Raw genomic sequence first — 19,496 nt, 5'->3', positions numbered from 1 at the left:
TATTCACTTTGTTGACAAAGCAGAGATTTTTGTTTTATAATAAATTAAAGGAGACTGATCTAAGCCGTGGGGGACAGAGAAATAAGCATTAGAGTCAATATAAAGACTCCTATCTGGACGGGTGACATTGATGCAAAGAGCTATACCATCCAAACAACTGGGATGGTTGGCTCACTTCGCTGGTGGACTGAAACTCTCATCAGAGCACTTGGCAAGTTCGCTTGTGATCCCACCGGTGATAGTAGGTGCCCCAAAGAAGAAAAAACTGACAAAGTACAGAAAAAAGAAAAGTACTGTCCTGCCTGCTTGATTTTCGGTGCCACTGGAAGAAGAAGGATTTTCAGACTTGACATCACTGGAGGAATGAAAGTTCCTTTCGATGTACCTATCAATATAAGACCTTCTAGCCGAACTCATGGTTGGTACTTTGGACCCGGAGTCATTGGAACACTCAATATGAAGATAATCCCACTCGATGAGAATTTCGATGAGAACTTGATTCTGTTTCCGCTGCTCATCGCCTCAAAGCTGGGAGCCATTGGCGCTAAAACACAGCATGGATATGGCGTCGTTGAATTGGAAGATCTGCCAAAAAATCTCAGTTTGAACAATTTCAAGACAGCTCTAGAGAAACTATCAGAGGTAAGTATCAAACGTGATGAATCAAACAACCCCGTGTTCCCAAGCCTCAAGGATATGTTCTTTGCAAAAGTACAGTTTAGTTCGAAAGACGACGACTGGTGGCAAGAAGTGGATGGGTTGAAAAATAATCGCCAGAATGAAGAGAAGATAAGAAATCGCCAGAATGAAGAGAAGATAAGAAAGTGTCTTCAACATGGTTTTGTACCGATTGGTCCAGTAATAAGAAACTGGTTAAGGTATAGCAAAGAAGGAAAGAAAATATGGGGTGGCAATGACACGAAGTTGGAAGAATGGCTCTTTGGTACAGCGAAGAAACAAGCTACCAAAATAAACATCTCCTGCGCTTACAAAGTTGGTCAGGATTTATGGGAAGTGAGAATCTGGGGATGGCTTCCAGAAAAGCGGCCAGACTCGTTTGATAGAATAAGTTTTCTCAGTACACTTAAGAACGCACTTGAGAGGGACGATTCTGGTTTCCGTAGTCTCTTCGGAACAAAATTAGAAAAGTCACAACTCGTTACCTGGATATTAAAGGCAAACACAAGTATCGAGCAGTTCATCGATGATATGCTAAGGGGGGCCGAAAAGTGATTCACGATTTTTATGCTTACTATCGGTTGGTAACGCAAAGTGACATCGACAACATTTCCAATAGTTCAGTGAAGCATGCCGACATAGCCAACGCAATGGATACATATCAAAAACTCCTATTATTGATGACAGCCCGCACTGACAACAAAGAAGAAAAAAAAGACGCAATTTCTTGTCTCAAGGAAATGTTACATCCCAAGAGATCTGATAGTCAACACATTTGCTGCAAACTCAGAGAGATTAATGAGCTCGGAATAGATACAGATATTATGACCGATGCCTTACCCAACGGAAGTTGGGTTATAAAGTTTCAAATAGAACTAGAGAAACAATTTCTGTCCAAAGATGATGTGCCTTTCTATATTATCGACAATCCTGTGAGGAAAGACATAGTCTTTGGAGTACCTTTCACTTCTGCTGCGAGTTGGAAGGGAAACCTTCGTTGGGCGATGATGAAGAAATTCATTGAGGTGTATAAAGATGAGCCTGAGAAATTCGCTGAAATGAGATTTCGCCACACTTTGCTTTTCGGAAGCGAGGAGGGCTTTGAGGTAGAGCCTAGAGGTTGGACAGACTATCTGGATAGACTTTGCTCAGGCGCTAAGAAACTTTACCGAGACAAATTGGTGGAACTCTTTGGAAATGGTGAAGCTGAGACAGGGAATGTGCGCATAGAAGGAATGCTACACTTTTACCCCACGTTCTGGGACAGGATCGATCTGATGGTGATAAATCCGCACGATAGGGAAACAAAAGTCGGCAGAAATCCAATTTACTTCGAAGTGGTCCCAGCAGATGCGAAAGGAATGTTCAGACTGCTCTATGTACCTTACTACTGGCTTACTTGTGATGAGAAAGAACTGAAAGAAAAGGTGTTGGAAGACCTGTGCCAAGTTGTAACGGGCCTTAAAGCAATGATGCTCGAGTATGGTTTTTCCGCCAAGAAGACTGATGGGTTTGGGAAAACAAAAGCCAGCTGGGACAAAAGTACCAGCCAGGTTGACGTAAAATCCCTCTTTTGCATCAAATTCTCTGATTTTGCAGAACTACAAAAGGAATTGGGGTGTGACGCAAATGGGAATCCTTGAGACCCTGGAGAAAAACAGAGTTCCCATACTGCTCGCAGAGATAGGTGCGTATTTGCACGATCTTGGGAAGGCAACAGCAGAATTCATCAAGAATAAGGCGAAGGATTCTGGGAAAGGAGACAAGCATGCTAGTTCCGAATGGTTACCCAAAGAGATTCCAGATCTTTTGGGAAACATCAAAATAAATTTCGCGGGCAGAGAGGATACGCTTTGGAATTTTATTTGTGGTCATCACAATAAAGAGAATAAAGGCAAAGATGAAGGCGCGAGTAAAGAGGACGAAGGTATGAATAAGGGTGATGATTACAGAGATGATGAAAACTGTCTCAACGTGCGCGAGATAGTCCAGTTGCTCTGTGCAAGTAGGAACGGTTTCGATGGAATAGATTCTGGGACCGACAAAGGATCAGTAAGTCCCAAGTGGGCACAAAGAATTGATCATATCTTCATTGCCAATGCTTTTGGATTTGAGTATTATAAAATTAATCTTGACAAGGCAGAAGATCTTAAACACCAAATTTGCGAATCCATCAAGAAAGTTGTGAATTGTTTTCAGCAATTTCAGGACAAATCCCAGGGCATTGTACATTTTCGAAAGAATATTTTTGATGAGACGAGAGATCCTTACTCGATTTTTCTCGGCGAAACAAGACGTTCTGCGAATGATGTGACCTTATGGGATCACTCGTACTCTGTGGCAACCATGATGAAATGCGCAATGGCGTATCTAGCTCTCAATCCTGACAAACCATTTGATCCTCTTTGCACAGATTTGCAGGTTCTATGTGTAGGCGTGGATGTTTTAGGTATGTTGGCTAAGGGTATAAGAATCGCCGACACAATTGGTTACTGGAAAAAGATTGAAGAAGCCTTCAGTGCTATCAAAGAAATGGTGGAGGTTACATATCCCATGGGAAATGAGATCTATCGTGATACAACGGGGATTTATTTCCTTGTGGCAACTGTAGATCTGGAGGCATTAAAATGTGAAATTATGCAAAAGACAAAAGAAATTGAACCGGAATTGATCCCCGTAACAGTTAACAGGCAGTTACAGGTCGATAAAAAACTTCAATGTAGAACAAAGCTCGAAGAAAGTTGGAAAGACGCACTGAAAAAGGCTATTCCGGAAATGCGAAAGTCGATTCTCGAGAAGGTGGTCTTTCCTGTCTCTTCCCAAAGATTTGACCCAGGTGAGTTCTCAAAGGATATCGAAGAAAACAGGGACGTCTGTCCAGTATGCCGACTGAGAACGGTGAATGAGAACAAGGATATATGTAATGTCTGCACCGAGAGACGCGAAAAAAGGTTTGAAACGTGGTTGCAATTCCCTTCGAATACGATTTGGATTGATGAGGTTTGTGATCACAACGACAAAATCGCACTTTTAGTTGGAATGTTCAAGCTCGACGATTGGTTAAACGGGGAGCTTATTCGGACACTGACGTTTATAGATCCTCCACCTCAAAATCCTGGTATAAAAAAGGAATTCAAGAAGTACCCTTCCCCTTCACGCATCAGAAGGATTTGGGAGACGACACAAAAATTCATCGAATCGGCGATAAAATCTACGATACCGAAGGAATTAGAACAGCGTTTTGTAAGTGATGCATTGAGACTCAAACGGCTTCAGTTCAAAATATCTCCAAATCCTTGTGTTCCAAATCATTCAACCCTTGAAGTGAACGTCGATGGTGTCAAATTCACCTTGGTTTGTGTCGATAAAGATCAAGAACTCTTTGTGAGTGTTGTCAACCTTCAGACTTTGGCCAAGTTTGGTAAAACAGTTGAGGAGATAGCAAAAAGCTTGGAAGGAAAGAAGGTCAAGATAAAACGTGAGTCAGACAGAAGGTGGTTGGAAGCAAAGCTTTCTGAAGTGAAGCCAGCGGAGAGAAAACACCAAAATTATTCGCCCTGTATTGAAATCTTCAGATTCCCGGAACAGTTCATGGTACTCGTTCCTGCCTCTGAAGCTCTCGACATCGCAGAAAAGATTGTAAAAGAGTACGAGATCCAGTTCTCAAAAGTGATGGACAGATTGCCTTTTCATCTTGGAATAATCGCCTTTCATAACAGGATGCCGCTCTATGTCGTGATGGATACGGCAAGGAGATTGTTGGACAAGTTCGGTTCCTCAAAATCGATAAAAGTCATCGTGGAAGAAGTTTCAGATGCTACTCAGCCAGAGTTGGGAAATTCCAAGAAACTGACAATGAGGGTTGAAAACAAACGCGAAGAAATACTCGAATGGTTTTTCTCTGTTGTCACAAAGGATCCGGAAGTGAAAGACATCTGGTATCCATACTTGAGAATAGATGGAAAACCTTCTGATAGAAAACTTTGTTTTGACTACACCAATGCTGGCGATTATGTGGTCCATGTCGAAGAGATCAAAAAAGGTGATGTCCTGAAGATAGAACCTTCATACTTCAAACTCTATTACATAGAGAATGCCGCCGACAGATTCCGTGTCGATGAAGATTTGAGATTTCTGAACGATCTGCACAGAATCCAAGAAATCCGAAATAGGTTGGAAAGTGGCATTTGGTCCGTTTCGCAGTTGTATGCCTTCTGGGAAGTGCTGAGAAAGATCAGAGAGTATCAAGGTGAGGTCTTCGAGAAGTTTTTGGATTCGAGCATCAAAAACATTCTGGATGTGTCTCAGAATTCGGAAAGATTCAACGAGATCAAGGAAGCAGTGAAAAATGGTTTGTTTGAACTTTGCTTGCACTGGAACTTCCAAGTGAGGAAAATCAAGGTCGGAAAGGGGAATCAAGATGAATCAAAAAACTGATGAACTGGAGTTGTACGAATTGAAGACTTACTACGCTGTAACGATCGACCCCATACATGTTGGAATAGGTGGAACAAGGCTTGAGAGAGTGGATCTCCCCATCTTGAGAGATCCCGCAACTAGATTACCCAAGATACCTGGAACCAGCATCAGTGGAGCTGCGAGGGCTAACACTGCTTTGGTTACGGGAAAATACAGTTGGAAGGACGGCAACAAGGAGTTTTCATGCGCAGGAAAAGGAGGAGAAGCTGGGGAAAAACACTGTGGGAGCGTTGATCCTGCTTGCCCTGTCTGTGTTCCTTATGGTTTTTCGAAAGGTACAGGTTTTGGTATGCAGGGTCTTGCTCAATTCTTCGATGCTCATATTTTCCTTTTCCCAGTCTACTCCATGATTGGGCCTGTTTGGGTTACATCACCGATCATGCTTGGAGATATGTGTACAAAAACAAACATCCTGAATAATGAATTTTGTCCACTGGGTGAAAAAGTGGAAAGCAAAGAAAAATTGAACTTCGGTTGGATCATGTTGGAAAAGATTAATAAAGATATTGATAAAGAACCCATACTTCAGCTCATTCCTAGTTGCATCCCAACACTTATCAAGCAGAGGATTGTGCTCATATCTGATGCAATTTTCATAAAAATCGTCAACAGCAACCTTGAGGTGAGAACGTCTGTCAGTATAGACCCAAGCACCGGTGCCGCGGAGGACGGAGCCCTTTTCACGTACGAAGCGATTCCACGGGGAACTATTTTGAGATTCGACGTCGTGTACAATTCTGGAATAAATCTCGAGATCAATGGTAAGAAACTGAGAGTAAAAGATGGCGTGCCTGTCACCATAGACTGGGTGAAAAAGCATGTCGAAAATGGATTCAAACTTTTCGAAATTCTTGGAATCGGTGGGATGAACACGCGCGGCATGGGAAGGATGAAGTTGCTGAGCCTCGAAAGAGGTGAGAAAGATGAGTGATCAAGTCGAGAACGTCGATAAGATTTGTGCAAAGTATAGCTTAAAAATTGCTGAAGAATTCGAACAAAATCCGAAAGAGGGACAGAGCCTTATCACTAAAGCTTTGGCTGTGTTGCAACAACAAGGTCTTTATGCTTTCGGTTTGTTCTGCAAGGCTGAAACAAAAGCATATAGTATTCTACAAAAGGCTTTGGAACTATTCAAAGATGAGAACTTGAAATTCATACAAAACTCGCAACTAGATGATCTTTCGCAGTTGATTGAGCTTTCAAAAAATTTAGATGATTTGATTTTTGCCATCGAAGTTCTTGAAAAAACGTTGATATATGCCAGGTACCACGCGAAAGCCATGGTCAAAGGTTCTGGAAGCCGAGGTGGAGAGAAATAATGAGTTGGAATCTTTATTCGCTGACCTTTCGTCTTGAGTCACCTTTACACATCGGTTATCCAAAGATATTGCATCTTGTGAGAACGAGACTCTATGTTCCAGCAAGGTCTGTCTGGGGTGCTTTGACTGTTAGACTTGTTCAATGTACGAGGACAAGTGATTACAAAAAGGCTGGAAACTTTCTGAAGCTTCATTTCAGGTTTGGGTATCTGTACCTTTCTGCCGACGAAAAACTCTATATCCCCCAGTACACAACAGATGGGTTGAAATACGGTGAGTGCAGTCGGTACGAATTCGAGAAAAAGTTTATCTTCTCCATGACGACCACGGCGATAAGCGCATCTTCCATCTGTGCAGACGAGGAAACTCTTCACCATATCGAGTATGTAAATCCTTACACTATGGACGGAGGTTCTCCCGTTTTTCTCAAGGGTTTGATTTGGGTTGAAAGTGTTGATGGTAATTTCCATCCTGAGGAAAATGATTTTTCTCTGGAGTACGAAGGAATCTCGCTGAGACTTTCCAAACTGCTAGAATTTCTGCAGGTCGGTGGCGAGAGAAAGTATGGATTTGGAAGAATGAAGCTGGAAAGCTCAAAACTAAGACTAGTCAGCGAATCAGATCTAGCATCAGAAGGATTTCCGGGTAGTTGGAGAGCACAAAATGGATTGGTGCTTGTTGAAATACACCGTGGAGAAAGCGTCTGGGCACATGTTGAGTACGATCCGAATCTGAAGATGAATGGTGAAATAGAGGTCTACACTGGAAGGGATTGGGATGCCAAGAAAGGAGCAGGTAGGAACATTGCTAGCTACGGTATTTCCTGGCTACCTGGTTCAGTGATGGAGACCGATACCACTTTTGAATTAAAAGCCTCTGGGGTGTGGTGTTACAAACAGAGAATTGATAACTGACTTCGAGGGTTAGAATTGTTGTGATATTAGCATCCTCTGGTCAGATTTGTTGATTCGCTCAATGTTTTGTATTCAAGAGTTCTCAGGAATGTAAAAACTGTACCAAACTCAGGGTGGCGGATTTCTATTATTTTTTCGATGCTCTTCAATAATGGAGTCGTGTTTCCCTTGGTAGAACTCAGCGAAGAAAGACATGTGTACAGCATCACGACAAACTCGATAGATGTTGTTTTGTTTATCAAATACAGATCGAATTGTAATAAGATCAGAAAATGGGACTAAAAAAACTTAAGATTCATCCTGCAGATCTTTGAGATGTGTCATAGGTAGAAATGGCTGAATTTTTTCTGCGATCTTCATATTCCATCATGAATCTCTAAGGTCACTTATGTCGACCTCTTTGAGAATGTCCAACGCCTTTTGATGGATTTCTGAGCTGAATATGGAATCGAACTTCGGCAAGAGTTTGCCTGTTTCAAAATAGGTGTATTCTCTCAGAGACATTATAGGGAGTCTGATCAATACGAACCTTGTTGAAAGATCGGCAATGTTTTTCTGAGGATCACGGAACAGCTGTCACTGAGCCAGATCTTCTTGTTCGGGAATGAATTGTACAAGTTCTTCACGATGATTGGCCAATCTCTGAGAGCGTGTACCTCGTCAATAATGATACCCGAATAGTTCTGTAACACTTCGTTGGCAAGATCGTAGAAAGAACATTGATAGAGTGAAAGATCATCAGCTGAAATGTAGAGTAGATCATTCTGCTTTGCATTCGATAAAAGAAATGTCGTTTTACCATTATCCCCTCGAGCTGTACAGCAAGATGGCCCTGTTGATCAACAATCTTTTGAGTTGTTCAATGTAAGATCTTCTCTTTTCTGGCAACCAAGCAATGAGTCTCTGCATGCGAATTTCGAGTTTTTCAATTATTTCTTCCAACGCCATTCTGTTACTCTATTTCGTTTCATTTGAAATGCTTATACCAGAGAAACGTATCAATACGAACGATCTACACGAATTATTTGGAAAGTCGTTCTTTCTTTATTGAAACGTCTTTTAGCTGAAATCGTTTCAGAGCAAAACGACACTTCGTGCTTGGAAACTACATTCACTATTCCCTTAAAAACTCGGTATGAAATAGGATTGTTCTTCATTACGACATCACCATCGATTATGCTCTCAGCTCAGCTTTCCGGTGTTAAGATGTCGAGCAACTGAGGACCAGAGGTGAAAACACACTGACACAATGCTAGACAAACCCGGAAGATGTGGTCTTCTTCACGAAGTACAGATCGGATTGCAACCAAAACAGAAAGAAAGACTACAAGAACTGAATCTTTCTCCTTACAGAAGTCCAAACTAGTATAACGTAATCAGGTACTTCTACGTCGTTTCTGATTGAAAGCACCATCTCTTTTCTTTTTCTACTTTGAGTGTCTTCTGCTTGAACAGAAACTAGTTTTTCGTTTCATTGGCAGAGGCCAAAAGTCTCTTCCTTTCAGCATAGAAACTAAGGACTTCTCTGAAATTGCCGATCTCTACTTTGCGATCAAAAGAAGTGCCGTTCTGCCAGCGCCAAAGAATTGTCGAAACTGTTCAAGGTTGCTGACAAAGTTTCAGAATTTTACAAGGAGGGATTGATGGTGATATCGAAAGGTGCAACGGTGGGTAACAATGTGGTGTTTGGAGAGAATGTGGTAGCAGAAGACAACGTCTTGATTGATGATAATGTAGTGATAGGTGATAGGCCATAACGTCGTGATAAAGAAAGACACGCAAAGACGATTGAGGACTACTGTTTCATAGCACCAGAGGTTACGTTTACCAACGACAATTTCTTGAGTAGAACGAAGGGAAGAAAAAAGGCGCGTGAATAGGGGCGAATGTCACTATACTTCCAGGTGTTGAGATTGCAGAAGACTGTTTCATAACGGCTGGCTCTGTTGTGACGAAAAACGCAGTCGCAAGAAAGATATACCTTGGCGTTCCAGCAAAAGAGTGCAGAGATGTTCCAAAAGAGCAGCTCTTGGAGAATCAGAGTTACTAGAAAAATAGACTGATGACCCTTGGTTGGGCGACTGAGTGTTTTTCATGGTAACAAAGGGCGTATAGATTATCACTTTGAACGTGACCGTAGTATGAAAGATGGTCAGGTTTTCAGGAGTTTTTGTCAGAAACCTCAGAGCTACTCAGAGTGATGATTGAATCAAATACGTGGAGGTGTTGCTGTGAAGATCGCGGTGATCGGCGCTGGAAGTGCTGTTTTCTCTATGAACTTTTCAAGAAACTGCTTATAAATGAAAGGTTGCTTCACAAAAACCCTGAGCGTCTCGGTATCCAGTTCTGAAAGATGGGGGCAAGTATGACTACTTTCTTTCCCTTGAGGTCAATGTCAAAAGGCTTTTCACTTCTTTGTGCAGAATTCTATGTGAACGGTTTTTTACACAAATTGTGCTCACAACCATGTACAGAAAATAGTACCTTTTCTTTAGCGGCCATTTCAGTACATCTCATTTCGCCAGAAGTTTCTGGATCAATCCCCTTGATCTTACAGTTTTGTGTCTTCCATTCTTCAAAGACTCGAAGATGAGTACTGAATCCTCACCATCCAATGCGCTTTGAATAAATAGCACGATTAAAGTGTAGATCGAAGATCATCCTCACTGTTGAATCAAAACGAACGCAAAATCGCGGCTAAAGTTAGAATTCCGTTTCACAGTTCCTTCCAAACACCATCAAGGCATGCAGTGTGAAATTGCTAATTGCTAATTTGGCAAGTACTGCATCAATAACTCTCAAAACTGGGTGTTAAGGATATCACAGTCTTCAAAGATCTGCAGCAGTATCACTTGAGCAAAAATCACAACCAACAAAAGAACTATTGCTTTAAATCTATCTTCACTTTACTAAATTGCTCGTGTGAAAGCCCCTTCATACTTTCTCATCCCTAAGAGCTGAAAATTGTAAGTATTTATGGCTCGTTAAGAGTATGCCACACGACCAACTAAGTACTGACGATACTCACTACTAACTTTTTATCAGTCAAAAAGCTCTGCTGTTGGAAAATACTCCGAGCATCACCGCTCTGAATTTCCCCACTATAGGCTTATTGGTTTCACTTCTTGAAATCTCTTCCCCTATGTAATCCATAATGTTATTAATATGAGCTGGATTACATTCAGCAAGTTATTCTCTATTCTAATGGACCCACCAAGAGGCCAGTTATGATCAATTATATATATCCGCCTGCGCCTATCACGCAAGTACCTCAAAGGCTGTGAATCATCCTTCCTAAGCGCATTTCTACACATCTTACCCCACTGCTACCGCAGAACGGCATACTCGAAAGACCTTCATAATATGTAGTGCAATTTTCTTTTAGAACACGTGATCTATAAGCCGATCTATTGGCAACTATAACTGTCTAATTACTTGGAAAATAATTAACTTGAGGTTTTTTCGCTACAAAAGAGCAAAGGTGTAAAATTGCAGTTTGCCCGTAAAACCGTCTAACTCTAACTGCGACGGTCTTTTACCTGTACTGCACCCTTCTTTTTTACCTATAGACGAACCCAAAAGACAGACATAGTCGGTCTCTTTTTCACGCCTTGTTGATTCTACCGCAACATTCAATTCAAAATGCCTTTCACTCCAAAGATATGATTTTGGCTTTTCAATCGTGCACGTACGACATTAGGATAAGAGGTGTTTCATGATATTCATCGATGAAGCAGATATTTCTATCCGACGAAGATTCACTCACACAGTCATCATCTCACAAACAGGCGGTGGCTATCAGCAAGGTCTATTTCAAGTGCTGGTATGTGCTTACTGGGTTAAGATCTCAAAGTTTGCGATCAATCTGAACCATTCAAAAGATTTGTATTTGTTCTTCTCTCACGAACTGAACGTCTAAGCCTAACCACAAGCGACACTTGAAACAAAGCGGGCAAACTCAGCGAACGAATCTGCCACCTAAGAACATTGTGAACCACGGTACATATGTGACGAGTAATAAGATCAAGATCATCGATATGTACAATGGCATGGATGCTTTCGCAACTTTTTCCATCGTGCTCTTTCCAATGGCACATCCAACGAAGAGTGTCGTGCCGACCGGTGGCGTGCACAATCCTATACCAAGGTTTATCATCATGATGATTCCAAACTGGATCGGTGAAACCCCGAGTGAGCGAACCAGAGGTAAAAGGATCGGAGTCGTTATGAGTATGAGTGGAGCCATGTCCATGATCATTCCCAAGAAGAGAAGCATCAAATTTATGAGAAGTAGCAACACGTACTTGTTTGTGGAGATACTCATTAAAGTGCTGGCAACAAGAGCCGGCACCTTCAAGTAAGCCAAGAGATAACCAAAGGCTGAAGAGCTCGCTATGATGAACAAAACCATCGCAATGACGATCGCTGTGTTCTGAAAGGTTCTCAAAAGTTTTTTGAATTTCAGAGTCTTGTACACAAATACGGTGATGATCATCGCGTAGACGGCTGCTACGACAGAAGCTTCAGTTGCCGTGAAGACACCGAATATGATACCCGCAATGATGATGACGCCCACCAGCAAGCCAAGAATAGAATCTCTCGTTATGATGAGAGCCTCCTTAAATCCCACTTTACCTGACACAGGATACTTTCTCCTCCTGGAGATGATATAAGCCACGACCATCTGTGCCACGCCAACCATGATTCCAGGAATGTAACCAGCCATGAAGAGTGCCCCAACCGAAACACCACCCGCTGCGAGAGAATAGATGATCATGTTGTGGCTTGGCGGAATGATAATGCCCAGTGTGGAAGAAGTTATCGTAACCGCAATAGAAAAATCTCTATCGTAGCCTTGATCAACCATCATAGGTATCAGAAACGCACCTATCGAAGAGGTGTCTGCCACCGAGGAGCCGCTCACACCTCCAAAGAACATGCTTGCGAGTATGTTTACCATCGCAAGCCCTCCACGAACCCTACCGATGAGAATATTTGAAAACTCCACTATCTTCTGGGCAATTCCACCTTCCGCCATAACCTGTCCAGCCAGTATAAAGAAAGGAATGGCTATCAAAGAAAAGGCGTTTATCCCTGCACCCATCCTTTGGAAGATCACCATCGTTGGAAGATTCAGATAAATCGCAGTGAGGAAAGCTGGGATGCTCAAACAAAAAGCTATAGGTACTCTGAGCATCATCAAGAGCACGAAAGATGTGAACAGTACTATCCTTCCACCTTCTTCACGGGAGAAATTCTCTACGATGGGAAGTCTAAAGATGAATGCAAGAAGCACACCAAGAAGAAAGATCATGAAAGCACCGAAGATGTATGAAAGTACTTTCTTCATCGCTTTCTCACATCCTTTAAGCTTGCTATCTGGTTCAGAATCTTGAGAACAGCACACATAACCACCAGGACTCCACAGATTGCTATCGGCACGTACATCCACGCCACCGATATACCCGTCGCAGCAAGTCGGTTCGGAAGCCTTTGGACCATCATCAGCGTGTAGCGAGTCATCTGAATTCCGAAATAACCAATCAGCACCATTATTACAATCTCGGCAACCTTTTGAATCTTCATCGGAAAAACCGAGAGAAACACTTCGACGCGCATGTGTATGTCGTTCTTTAAGCCTATTCCTGCACTGAGCATGGCGATCCATATCATCGTCACCAGTGCGATCTCTTCGGTCCACTTTGGAGGTTTGTTGAAAAAGTATCTTGCAACGACCTGGTAAAAAACGATCGCAACCATGAACACAATACCCAATATGGAAAAACCAACCACTGCATTTTCAACCCATTTGAGGATTTTCTCCAAGATTTTCTTCACCGATACCCACCCCAAGGTAGGCCGGGCGCAGGGCGCGCCCAGCAAAAAGTCATTTGACCTCTTGAATTCTCTTGATCAAATCTTTGTACTGCGGGAACTTATCGTAAACAGGTTGAACGAGCTTCTGGAAAGCTGTGATGTCTGGTTGGAAGACCTTAGCTCCGCCGTTTTGAACCGCTTCGAGTGCACTCTCTTCCATCTGTTTCCACAGATATTTTTCGTACTGTGCCGACGCTATGGCTGCAGTTTTGAAGATGAGTTTTTCTTCTGCTGTCAGTTTATCCCAGAATGCTTTGGAGATCAGCAAAATCTCAGGAATCCTTGTGTGTGCATCAAGGCAATAATAGGGTGCAACCTCAAAATGTCTTGCGGTGTAGTAAGATGGCGGGTTATTCTCAGCACCGTCTACAACGCCTGTCTGTAGAGCGGTGTAAACTTCAGCATAAGCCATGGGCACACCCGTGGCACCAAGTGCTTGCATCAACGCTACCATGACTTCGTTCATCTGAACCCTTATCTTCATGCCTTTCAAGTCTTCTGGCTTTTGAACAGGTTTTCTTGTGTAGAAATTTCTCGCGCCAGCGTCGTAGTAGCAAAGACCAACCAAGCCTATTTTTTCCAGACCTTTGAGCAGTTCTTCCCCTATGGGTCCCTCGAGTACCTTCCAGAAATGGTCTTCATCTCTGAACAAGTAAGGCATCGTGAAAACTCCTATAGGATCGTAGAATGGTTGCAGTGGTGCAACAGAGACACGCGTCATCTGGATTGCGTTCATGATCGTCTGTTCGATTGTTTCTTTCTCGTCTCCAAGTTGCCCACTCACGTACACTTCGATCTTGTACTTTCCATTGGTCATGACTTCGATGATCCTACCCATCATTTTGACGCCTTCTACAGTTGGATAACCATGTGGGTGCACATCTGACGATTTGATTACAATCGGAGCAGCGAAGCTGACCAAAACCATTGACACGACAAGCAAAACCAAGAACCTTCTCATACGAACACCTCCTCACGTAGGATGTGGCAGATAATCCTCTCTTATGGGAGTAAAAACATCCAGCAGAACCGCATCGGCAAGCGCCTCAACTTGGTGTTTCACATTGCTCGGCACGTAAACCACCGAACCTGCCTTCATGTGATACTTCTCTTCTCCAACGGTGTAAGTTAATTCTCCTTCTACCACGTAGCTGATTTGTTCGTGAGGATGGCTGTGAAGATCTCCAACAGCACCTTTTTTGAAACTCACCTGCGTCATCATCAGTTTTCCAGACCAGACCAAAACTTTCATTTCAATACCTTCTTTGATCTTCCTTGCAGCTACTTGATCTGCATTTGAGAAAGTTCTCATCTGCTCAACCAACCCCCATCCACAACGATCACAGAACCGGTCACATAATTAGATGCCTCGCTTGCCAAAAAAACCACTGCACCTTTGAGATCTTCGGGCATCCCCCACCTGCCCATGGGAATTCTTGAGAGTATCTCGTTGTATCTTTTTTCGTCCTTTCTGAGTGCCTCGGTGTTGTCGGTGACCATGTAACCAGGAGCGATCGCATTCACGTTGATGCCATACTTTGCAAGTTCGTTCGCAAGCACTCTTGTTAAACCGAGTATACCATGTTTCGAAACTGTGTATGCTGTGGTATAAATACCTCCTTGGAAAGAAAGCATCGAAGCGATGTTAATGATCTTGCCCTTCTTTTGTTTTTCTATCAAATATCTTGCAAACCTTTGAGAGAGCAGAAAGACTGATTTCAAGTTCACATCCAACACTTCATCCCAATCTTCTTCACTGTACTCGCTGACTGGTGCTCTCTTTATTATGCCTGCGTTGTTTATCAGTATATCCACCGTGCCGAATTGCTCTATCGTAACATCAACGATCGTTCCAATTTTATTTAATTCACGCAGGTCAACTTCGATTCCCAAATATCTTCTGCCTAAAGCTTCAACACTCCTCTTGGTCTGTTCTTGTTGCTCGATCGTTCTGCTCACCCCAACGACATCTGCGCCAGCTTCAGCCAAACCGATTGCCATGGCTTGTCCCAAGCCCTTTGAAGCACCGGTCACGATCGCAACCTTGCCTGCCAAAGAGAAACTCTCCATTACACCCACCCTTACCACCTCACAGAGAGAGGTTGTCTTCGATGTTCTTGATCATCTTTGTCGCTTGGTCCACAAATCTCATCTCTGGATCAACATAAGGCATCTGAACCCTCTCTTCGCCAGCCAAGAACCAAAGATAATAAACCATGAATCCAGGTGCTGCAACTGCTGTGTGGTAACCTTTCGAGATGAGGTGCAGGGTATCATCTCTTATGACACCAGCAAAATCTATGGATTTGTCATCGCTGTAGTGTCGAGCCAATCCCCAGCCCTTGGGGTGATCGACTCTGTAGTAGTAGATCTCCTCAAGAAAGACCTCCTCAGGTGGGTTGTGGTGCTCGTGCCTGTGGGGTGGGTAAGTAGACCAGTTGCCAGAAGGTGTGAAGGTCTCACCTACCATCAACTTCACTGCAGGATGCTTTTCATCCACAGCTATTTGGTGGAATGTTCTCGAATAGTTCGAAATGCCCCACTTGCCGCTGTTGACTTGAGACGGGGCTATCAGGTAAGGTTCAATGTCAACAGATTCACCGATGAAAGCTTTCGTGAGAGCAACTTCACAGCCAAAATCAAGTGCTTCGATCGAAAACTCAGTTCTTGGGGGCAGATAGACTGCATACGGTTTGCCCGAAAAGACATTTCTTCGCTCCCCGATCTTTTCAAAGATTTTGTTCCTTGCCTTCACCGTACACTTCCCACCCAGCACAACGAGAAAGATCTCAAAATCTTTGCTGCTTGCTGTGTGAGAAGATCCTGAAGGAAGAACAAGTCTTTCAAAGCCCAAATACTTCATGCCATTCGCAGGCGGTTCACTTATAAAATGATTGACATTCTCTATCTTGAGGAACACGGTATCACCCCCAAACGATTTTACCAAGGACTTCAACGATTGTTTAGAAAAATGTCATTGAACTTTGTATAAACTGTGTTTACAGATTAACTGTATGGAAATAAACATTTCTGTTCTGGCTCTCCTGACCAACAATTACAGATTCATCTTGCAGAGTGTTGGAATTCGATACCAGATAAAGAAACTGAGTTGCAAACAAATTCTCTTCTTAGACTGACTCATGACAGCTTTGTGCGCAATTGAGATCATCGACAGAAGGTCGTATCTCAAAGCCTTCTTAATGATTTTGTTTTGGGTATGGTATTGCTCAATAGTATAACTGGCAGCTCTTTAACTCTGCCAATTGCCACAGAAAACTCGTGATGAGTCTTGACTGAGTAGAATCTTTTCATTTGAAGTCTCTTTGCCGGCATGATAACCTTTCTAAGATTGCTGTGATCTTCCCACCATGTATCAAGAAAGATGCACTGAGATCGCACCACCTTGTATCAAATAGTAGATTACTTCTTTCTTCCAGAAATCCATCGATCTATCGCAGAACTGTCCACTTCAACGTTGAGGCGTCTATCAGTTTCGTTCATATAAACAAGATCGTCTTCGTTGCTCCTATCTTCAAGTGGGTTTCTCTTTTCGTCAATTAAGTTAAATGCACCCAAGCAACTATGAGAACAAAGAACACGACCACAATCGATCTTGAAAATATCGCTGTCGAAAGATTATCAAGCTTCTGCAGATCTCTGACCATACTTCAGAAGCTCATATTTACCCAACAACTCGAACATGAGTGCAAAATTACCTTCAAGTACCTTCTGTTCATGAGAGTCTCAACCGCAATTCATCTCCACCTATCGGAAGTTGGAGACCTTTTGCAGTGAATTTGTCAAAAAGCCTTGGATCACTGCGTCCTCTTAACTTGGAAGGTGCCAGCGACATTGCTGCCCTGTATCGTGTAGGTACCCTGTATCACGTTACCTTGTACTGTACCGTTGAAGATGACAACATAGGTCGTTTCGTACATGTAAGACTCGATCTTGGCTGTGATTTTCACAGTGTTTCCCGACAATGACCCTGTGAACTCTCCAAAGTCTTCATCCGCCCACACCGTTCCACTCAGATTGTTGCCAGACTGATTTATGTTGAATTCAAGCTCTCCCTGTTGGCCCGTAGCATTGTTCCTGTAATTTCCTGTGAAGGTACCTGTCAAATTCACAGTTGTTGTAGTCGTTCGACCTCCAGAACCAGCCGAACCGCCAGATGTGGTACCTGTTCCCCCAGTCGCGGTACCTGTTCCTCCTGTTGTGGTACCTGTTCCTCCTGTTGTGGTACCTGTTCCTCCTGTTGCCTTCGGCAGTGAATAGCCCCAATCCTTGATCACAGTTGAAGGAAGTTGCGGCAGCTCCGGTGGCAAGACACCGTTTTTCTGCATCTCGGAAACGTCCACAATGAAGAATTTACCGAGTTGAAGCTTTCCGAGCGTTTCTTCTGCGCTGTGTACAGCTTGCTCAAAGGAAGCGCTCTTACCCACAGCGGCTCCTCCAAGCCCGGTAGCCTCAATCGGAAGAATGTCTCCTGAAGGAAGCAATATAACCGGAAACGCATGTCCCGGTATGACGACTATGAAGCTTTTTAGATTAACTGCCTGGCAGACCGCTGCAAACAAGATCGCCAAATCCAAGCACGTACCTGCCTTGTCTCTGAGCACGTCTCTGGGATACTTCACATCCTGTCCCAAGGAAGCGTACTCTACCAAGAAACCTGAAGGCGTCTGGTAAGAAATACCGTTGTAAGCAGCCAAATCGTACAGAGCTTTGCAGAAAGTAATAGCATCTTGGTCGTTGGCTGCCGCTGCAACACCACCTGAGTACTGACTCACCAAACCAGCAAAACTTTTCACAACATCGTCCAAATGTGTCACAAAAGCGGCAACAAGAGGTGAGTTCGAGAAGTAGTCGATCCATGCGCCTGTTCTTTCTTCCTCTGGGACATTTGAAAACTCGAACTGGTTCACACCCATCATCTGAATGCGTTTTGTGAGCGTGTCAGAGTATGTCTTGCCTGAACGGTCTTTGTAGCTGTACTTTATTTGGAGGTCAACGGGCGTTTGTGACTTGAGCTGAGTGACGTTGGAAGATATTATAGGATAGTACAGATCGACCACAGCACCGTTCGGTGCAACCACATCGTAGACACTTTCAGGAGACCAAGAAGTGTAATCACCCAATTTGTAAGAAATCCTCAGATCGACGATGTCACCTTTACCCTTGTTGGTCAGTATGAACTTTGCCACCCAGTAAGCTCCGTCTTCCACATCTGGCATACCGTAGACTTTGTAAAGCGCGGACATGATTCGAGGCTTCACCTTCACGTTGACGTCTGCACTCACTGTACCAGACACGTTCTTACGTTTCATGGCATAGGAGAAAATGCCAGAGGAAGGATCATACTTCAGCTCAGAACAGTTGCTTGGAAGCGTCAACTTCATGGTCATGAAGACTACTTCATCGGCTGACTGTGTGTTCACGATCACGAAGATAACCATATCATTCGTCGAGTGTATCATCTCTGCACCTTTGCCAAGGTTGAATTCCCATCTGCCTTTTCTGCAAGCCGCAGCACCGAGAACGTCTGCTTCGACCAATATCGAATTCTTTGAGTCTTCATAGTTGACCTTCGTGTTCGTCAGCTCAAATATGCTGCTGAAGGTCGTAAGATTTCTCACCAGTACATAGGGATTTGGAAAAGCACTCTTCACCTGCATGTAGAGTGCGTTCGTCGGAAAGACCCATTTGAGAGAAAGTTTCATGTTTCCTTGTGCGTCGAAGGTAGCATCGGCGTAAATCTTTATCGTGTTCAAGCGCACGAACTGCCCAAACACCGAGATTAGAAGAAGCATCAGCAGGAGCGATAAGAACAGCCTCTTCATCTTTTACACCTCCCCTTGGAGCTTAAAAGGATGTTCCATTGCTTTTACTTTTTGAGTATATCACAAGAATCTTTCTCATATCTTAACATCCTTTTTGGTGCTCTTTGCCTTTCATGAATCTGTCTTTGCAACATTCGTGAAGCACGATCGACATGAGGTTCTCTTAGAAATTATCCCTTGAACACCGTGAAAAATTGGAAAGGTACCAGCTTGCGGATCTGTCCTTGCTATGTAATCGATGACATTCAACGGTTTTTCTAAGGGGTGAACGAATCATCAATGAGCAACAGGATCAAGATGGACTTTGAGAGTTTATCAACTTCTGTCTGATTAATGATTGACACAAAATTAATTCGTCTATCCAGGATTTGTAATGTCGCAGTTCT

Annotated in this window: 15 protein-coding genes and 2 pseudogenes; 8 read left to right on the top strand and 9 right to left on the bottom strand. The window is 43.2% G+C overall.

The genetic code is table 11. The features are described 5' to 3' along the window. Positions 1 to 66: 66 nt before the first annotated feature. The 6 genes from cmr1 to ACSFC1_RS03910 are packed head-to-tail and all read left to right on the top strand — an operon-like array spanning position 67 to position 7,390. Positions 67 to 1,233 (top strand): type III-B CRISPR module RAMP protein Cmr1, encoded by a 1,167-nt coding sequence (gene cmr1 / locus ACSFC1_RS03935; RefSeq protein ID WP_435564819.1) that lies wholly within the window; start codon positions 67 to 69, stop codon positions 1,231 to 1,233. Beyond that, positions 1,230 to 2,321 (top strand): RAMP superfamily CRISPR-associated protein, encoded by a 1,092-nt coding sequence (locus ACSFC1_RS03930; protein ID WP_435564818.1) that lies wholly within the window; start codon positions 1,230 to 1,232, stop codon positions 2,319 to 2,321. Before cmr1 ends, ACSFC1_RS03930 begins: the two co-directional genes overlap by 4 nt. Then, on the top strand, positions 2,308 to 5,115 hold the full coding sequence (locus ACSFC1_RS03925) for a CRISPR-associated protein Csx11 (RefSeq protein ID WP_435564817.1): 2,808 nt from the start codon (positions 2,308 to 2,310) through the stop codon (positions 5,113 to 5,115). Before ACSFC1_RS03930 ends, ACSFC1_RS03925 begins: the two co-directional genes overlap by 14 nt. Further along, complete coding sequence (gene cmr4, locus ACSFC1_RS03920; protein WP_435564816.1) at positions 5,099 to 6,088, top strand: type III-B CRISPR module RAMP protein Cmr4; 990 nt, start codon at positions 5,099 to 5,101, stop codon at positions 6,086 to 6,088. Before ACSFC1_RS03925 ends, cmr4 begins: the two co-directional genes overlap by 17 nt. Beyond that, positions 6,081 to 6,476 carry a hypothetical protein gene (locus tag ACSFC1_RS03915; protein ID WP_435564815.1) on the top strand — a complete coding sequence of 132 codons (396 nt, stop codon included), beginning with the start codon at positions 6,081 to 6,083 and terminating at the stop codon, positions 6,474 to 6,476. Before cmr4 ends, ACSFC1_RS03915 begins: the two co-directional genes overlap by 8 nt. Beyond that, positions 6,476 to 7,390 (top strand): RAMP superfamily CRISPR-associated protein, encoded by a 915-nt coding sequence (locus ACSFC1_RS03910; RefSeq protein ID WP_435564814.1) that lies wholly within the window; start codon positions 6,476 to 6,478, stop codon positions 7,388 to 7,390. The genes ACSFC1_RS03915 and ACSFC1_RS03910 overlap by 1 nt, the downstream gene beginning before the upstream one ends. 518 nt (positions 7,391 to 7,908) lie before the next feature. Here ACSFC1_RS03910 and ACSFC1_RS03905 read toward each other — a convergent pair. Next, positions 7,909 to 8,178 (bottom strand): annotated as a pseudogene (locus ACSFC1_RS03905) (AAA family ATPase); the annotation flags it as partial. 13 nt (positions 8,179 to 8,191) lie between these two features. Beyond that, complete coding sequence (locus tag ACSFC1_RS03900; protein ID WP_435564813.1) at positions 8,192 to 8,338, bottom strand: hypothetical protein; 147 nt, start codon at positions 8,336 to 8,338, stop codon at positions 8,192 to 8,194. Positions 8,339 to 9,174: 836 nt separating this feature from the next. Here ACSFC1_RS03900 and ACSFC1_RS03895 point away from each other — a divergent pair. Both ACSFC1_RS03895 and ACSFC1_RS03890 read left to right on the top strand, forming a co-directional pair. After that, a pseudogene (locus tag ACSFC1_RS03895) lies at positions 9,175 to 9,440 on the top strand (N-acetyltransferase); the annotation flags it as partial. 1,665 nt (positions 9,441 to 11,105) lie between these two features. Beyond that, a complete protein-coding gene (locus ACSFC1_RS03890; RefSeq protein WP_435564812.1) occupies positions 11,106 to 11,309 on the top strand; it encodes a hypothetical protein in 204 nt (67 codons plus the stop codon). A 39-nt stretch (positions 11,310 to 11,348) separates the two neighbouring features. Here ACSFC1_RS03890 and ACSFC1_RS03885 read toward each other — a convergent pair whose 3' ends face one another. From ACSFC1_RS03885 to ACSFC1_RS03855, 7 genes are all read right to left on the bottom strand, one after another. Continuing rightward, on the bottom strand, positions 11,349 to 12,740 hold the full coding sequence (locus ACSFC1_RS03885) for a TRAP transporter large permease (protein WP_435564811.1): 1,392 nt from the start codon (positions 12,738 to 12,740) through the stop codon (positions 11,349 to 11,351). Then, positions 12,737 to 13,228 carry a TRAP transporter small permease gene (locus ACSFC1_RS03880; protein WP_435564810.1) on the bottom strand — a complete coding sequence of 164 codons (492 nt, stop codon included), beginning with the start codon at positions 13,226 to 13,228 and terminating at the stop codon, positions 12,737 to 12,739. Before ACSFC1_RS03880 ends, ACSFC1_RS03885 begins: the two co-directional genes overlap by 4 nt. 49 nt (positions 13,229 to 13,277) lie before the next feature. Further along, positions 13,278 to 14,228: a TRAP transporter substrate-binding protein gene (locus ACSFC1_RS03875; RefSeq protein WP_435564809.1), complete on the bottom strand. Its 951-nt coding sequence runs from the start codon at positions 14,226 to 14,228 to the stop codon at positions 13,278 to 13,280. A 12-nt stretch (positions 14,229 to 14,240) separates the two neighbouring features. Then, entirely contained in the window at positions 14,241 to 14,579 is a 339-nt protein-coding gene (locus ACSFC1_RS03870) for a cupin domain-containing protein (RefSeq protein WP_435564808.1), read from the bottom strand. Next, entirely contained in the window at positions 14,576 to 15,337 is a 762-nt protein-coding gene (gene kduD, locus ACSFC1_RS03865; RefSeq protein WP_435565977.1) for a 2-dehydro-3-deoxy-D-gluconate 5-dehydrogenase KduD, read from the bottom strand. The genes ACSFC1_RS03870 and kduD overlap by 4 nt, the downstream gene beginning before the upstream one ends. Before the next feature lie 19 nt (positions 15,338 to 15,356). Then, positions 15,357 to 16,187, bottom strand: a complete 831-nt coding sequence (iolB, locus tag ACSFC1_RS03860; RefSeq protein ID WP_435564807.1) for a 5-deoxy-glucuronate isomerase — start codon at positions 16,185 to 16,187, stop codon at positions 15,357 to 15,359. Between the two features lie 895 nt (positions 16,188 to 17,082). After that, positions 17,083 to 19,110, bottom strand: a complete 2,028-nt coding sequence (locus ACSFC1_RS03855) for a hypothetical protein (protein WP_435564806.1) — start codon at positions 19,108 to 19,110, stop codon at positions 17,083 to 17,085. Positions 19,111 to 19,496 lie beyond the last annotated feature (386 nt).

The sequence above is a fragment of the Pseudothermotoga sp. U03pept genome, from assembly GCF_051235805.1.
Taxonomy (GTDB): Bacteria; Thermotogota; Thermotogae; order Thermotogales; family DSM-5069; genus Pseudothermotoga_B.
This window is presented reverse-complemented; position numbering and strand designations above follow the sequence as displayed.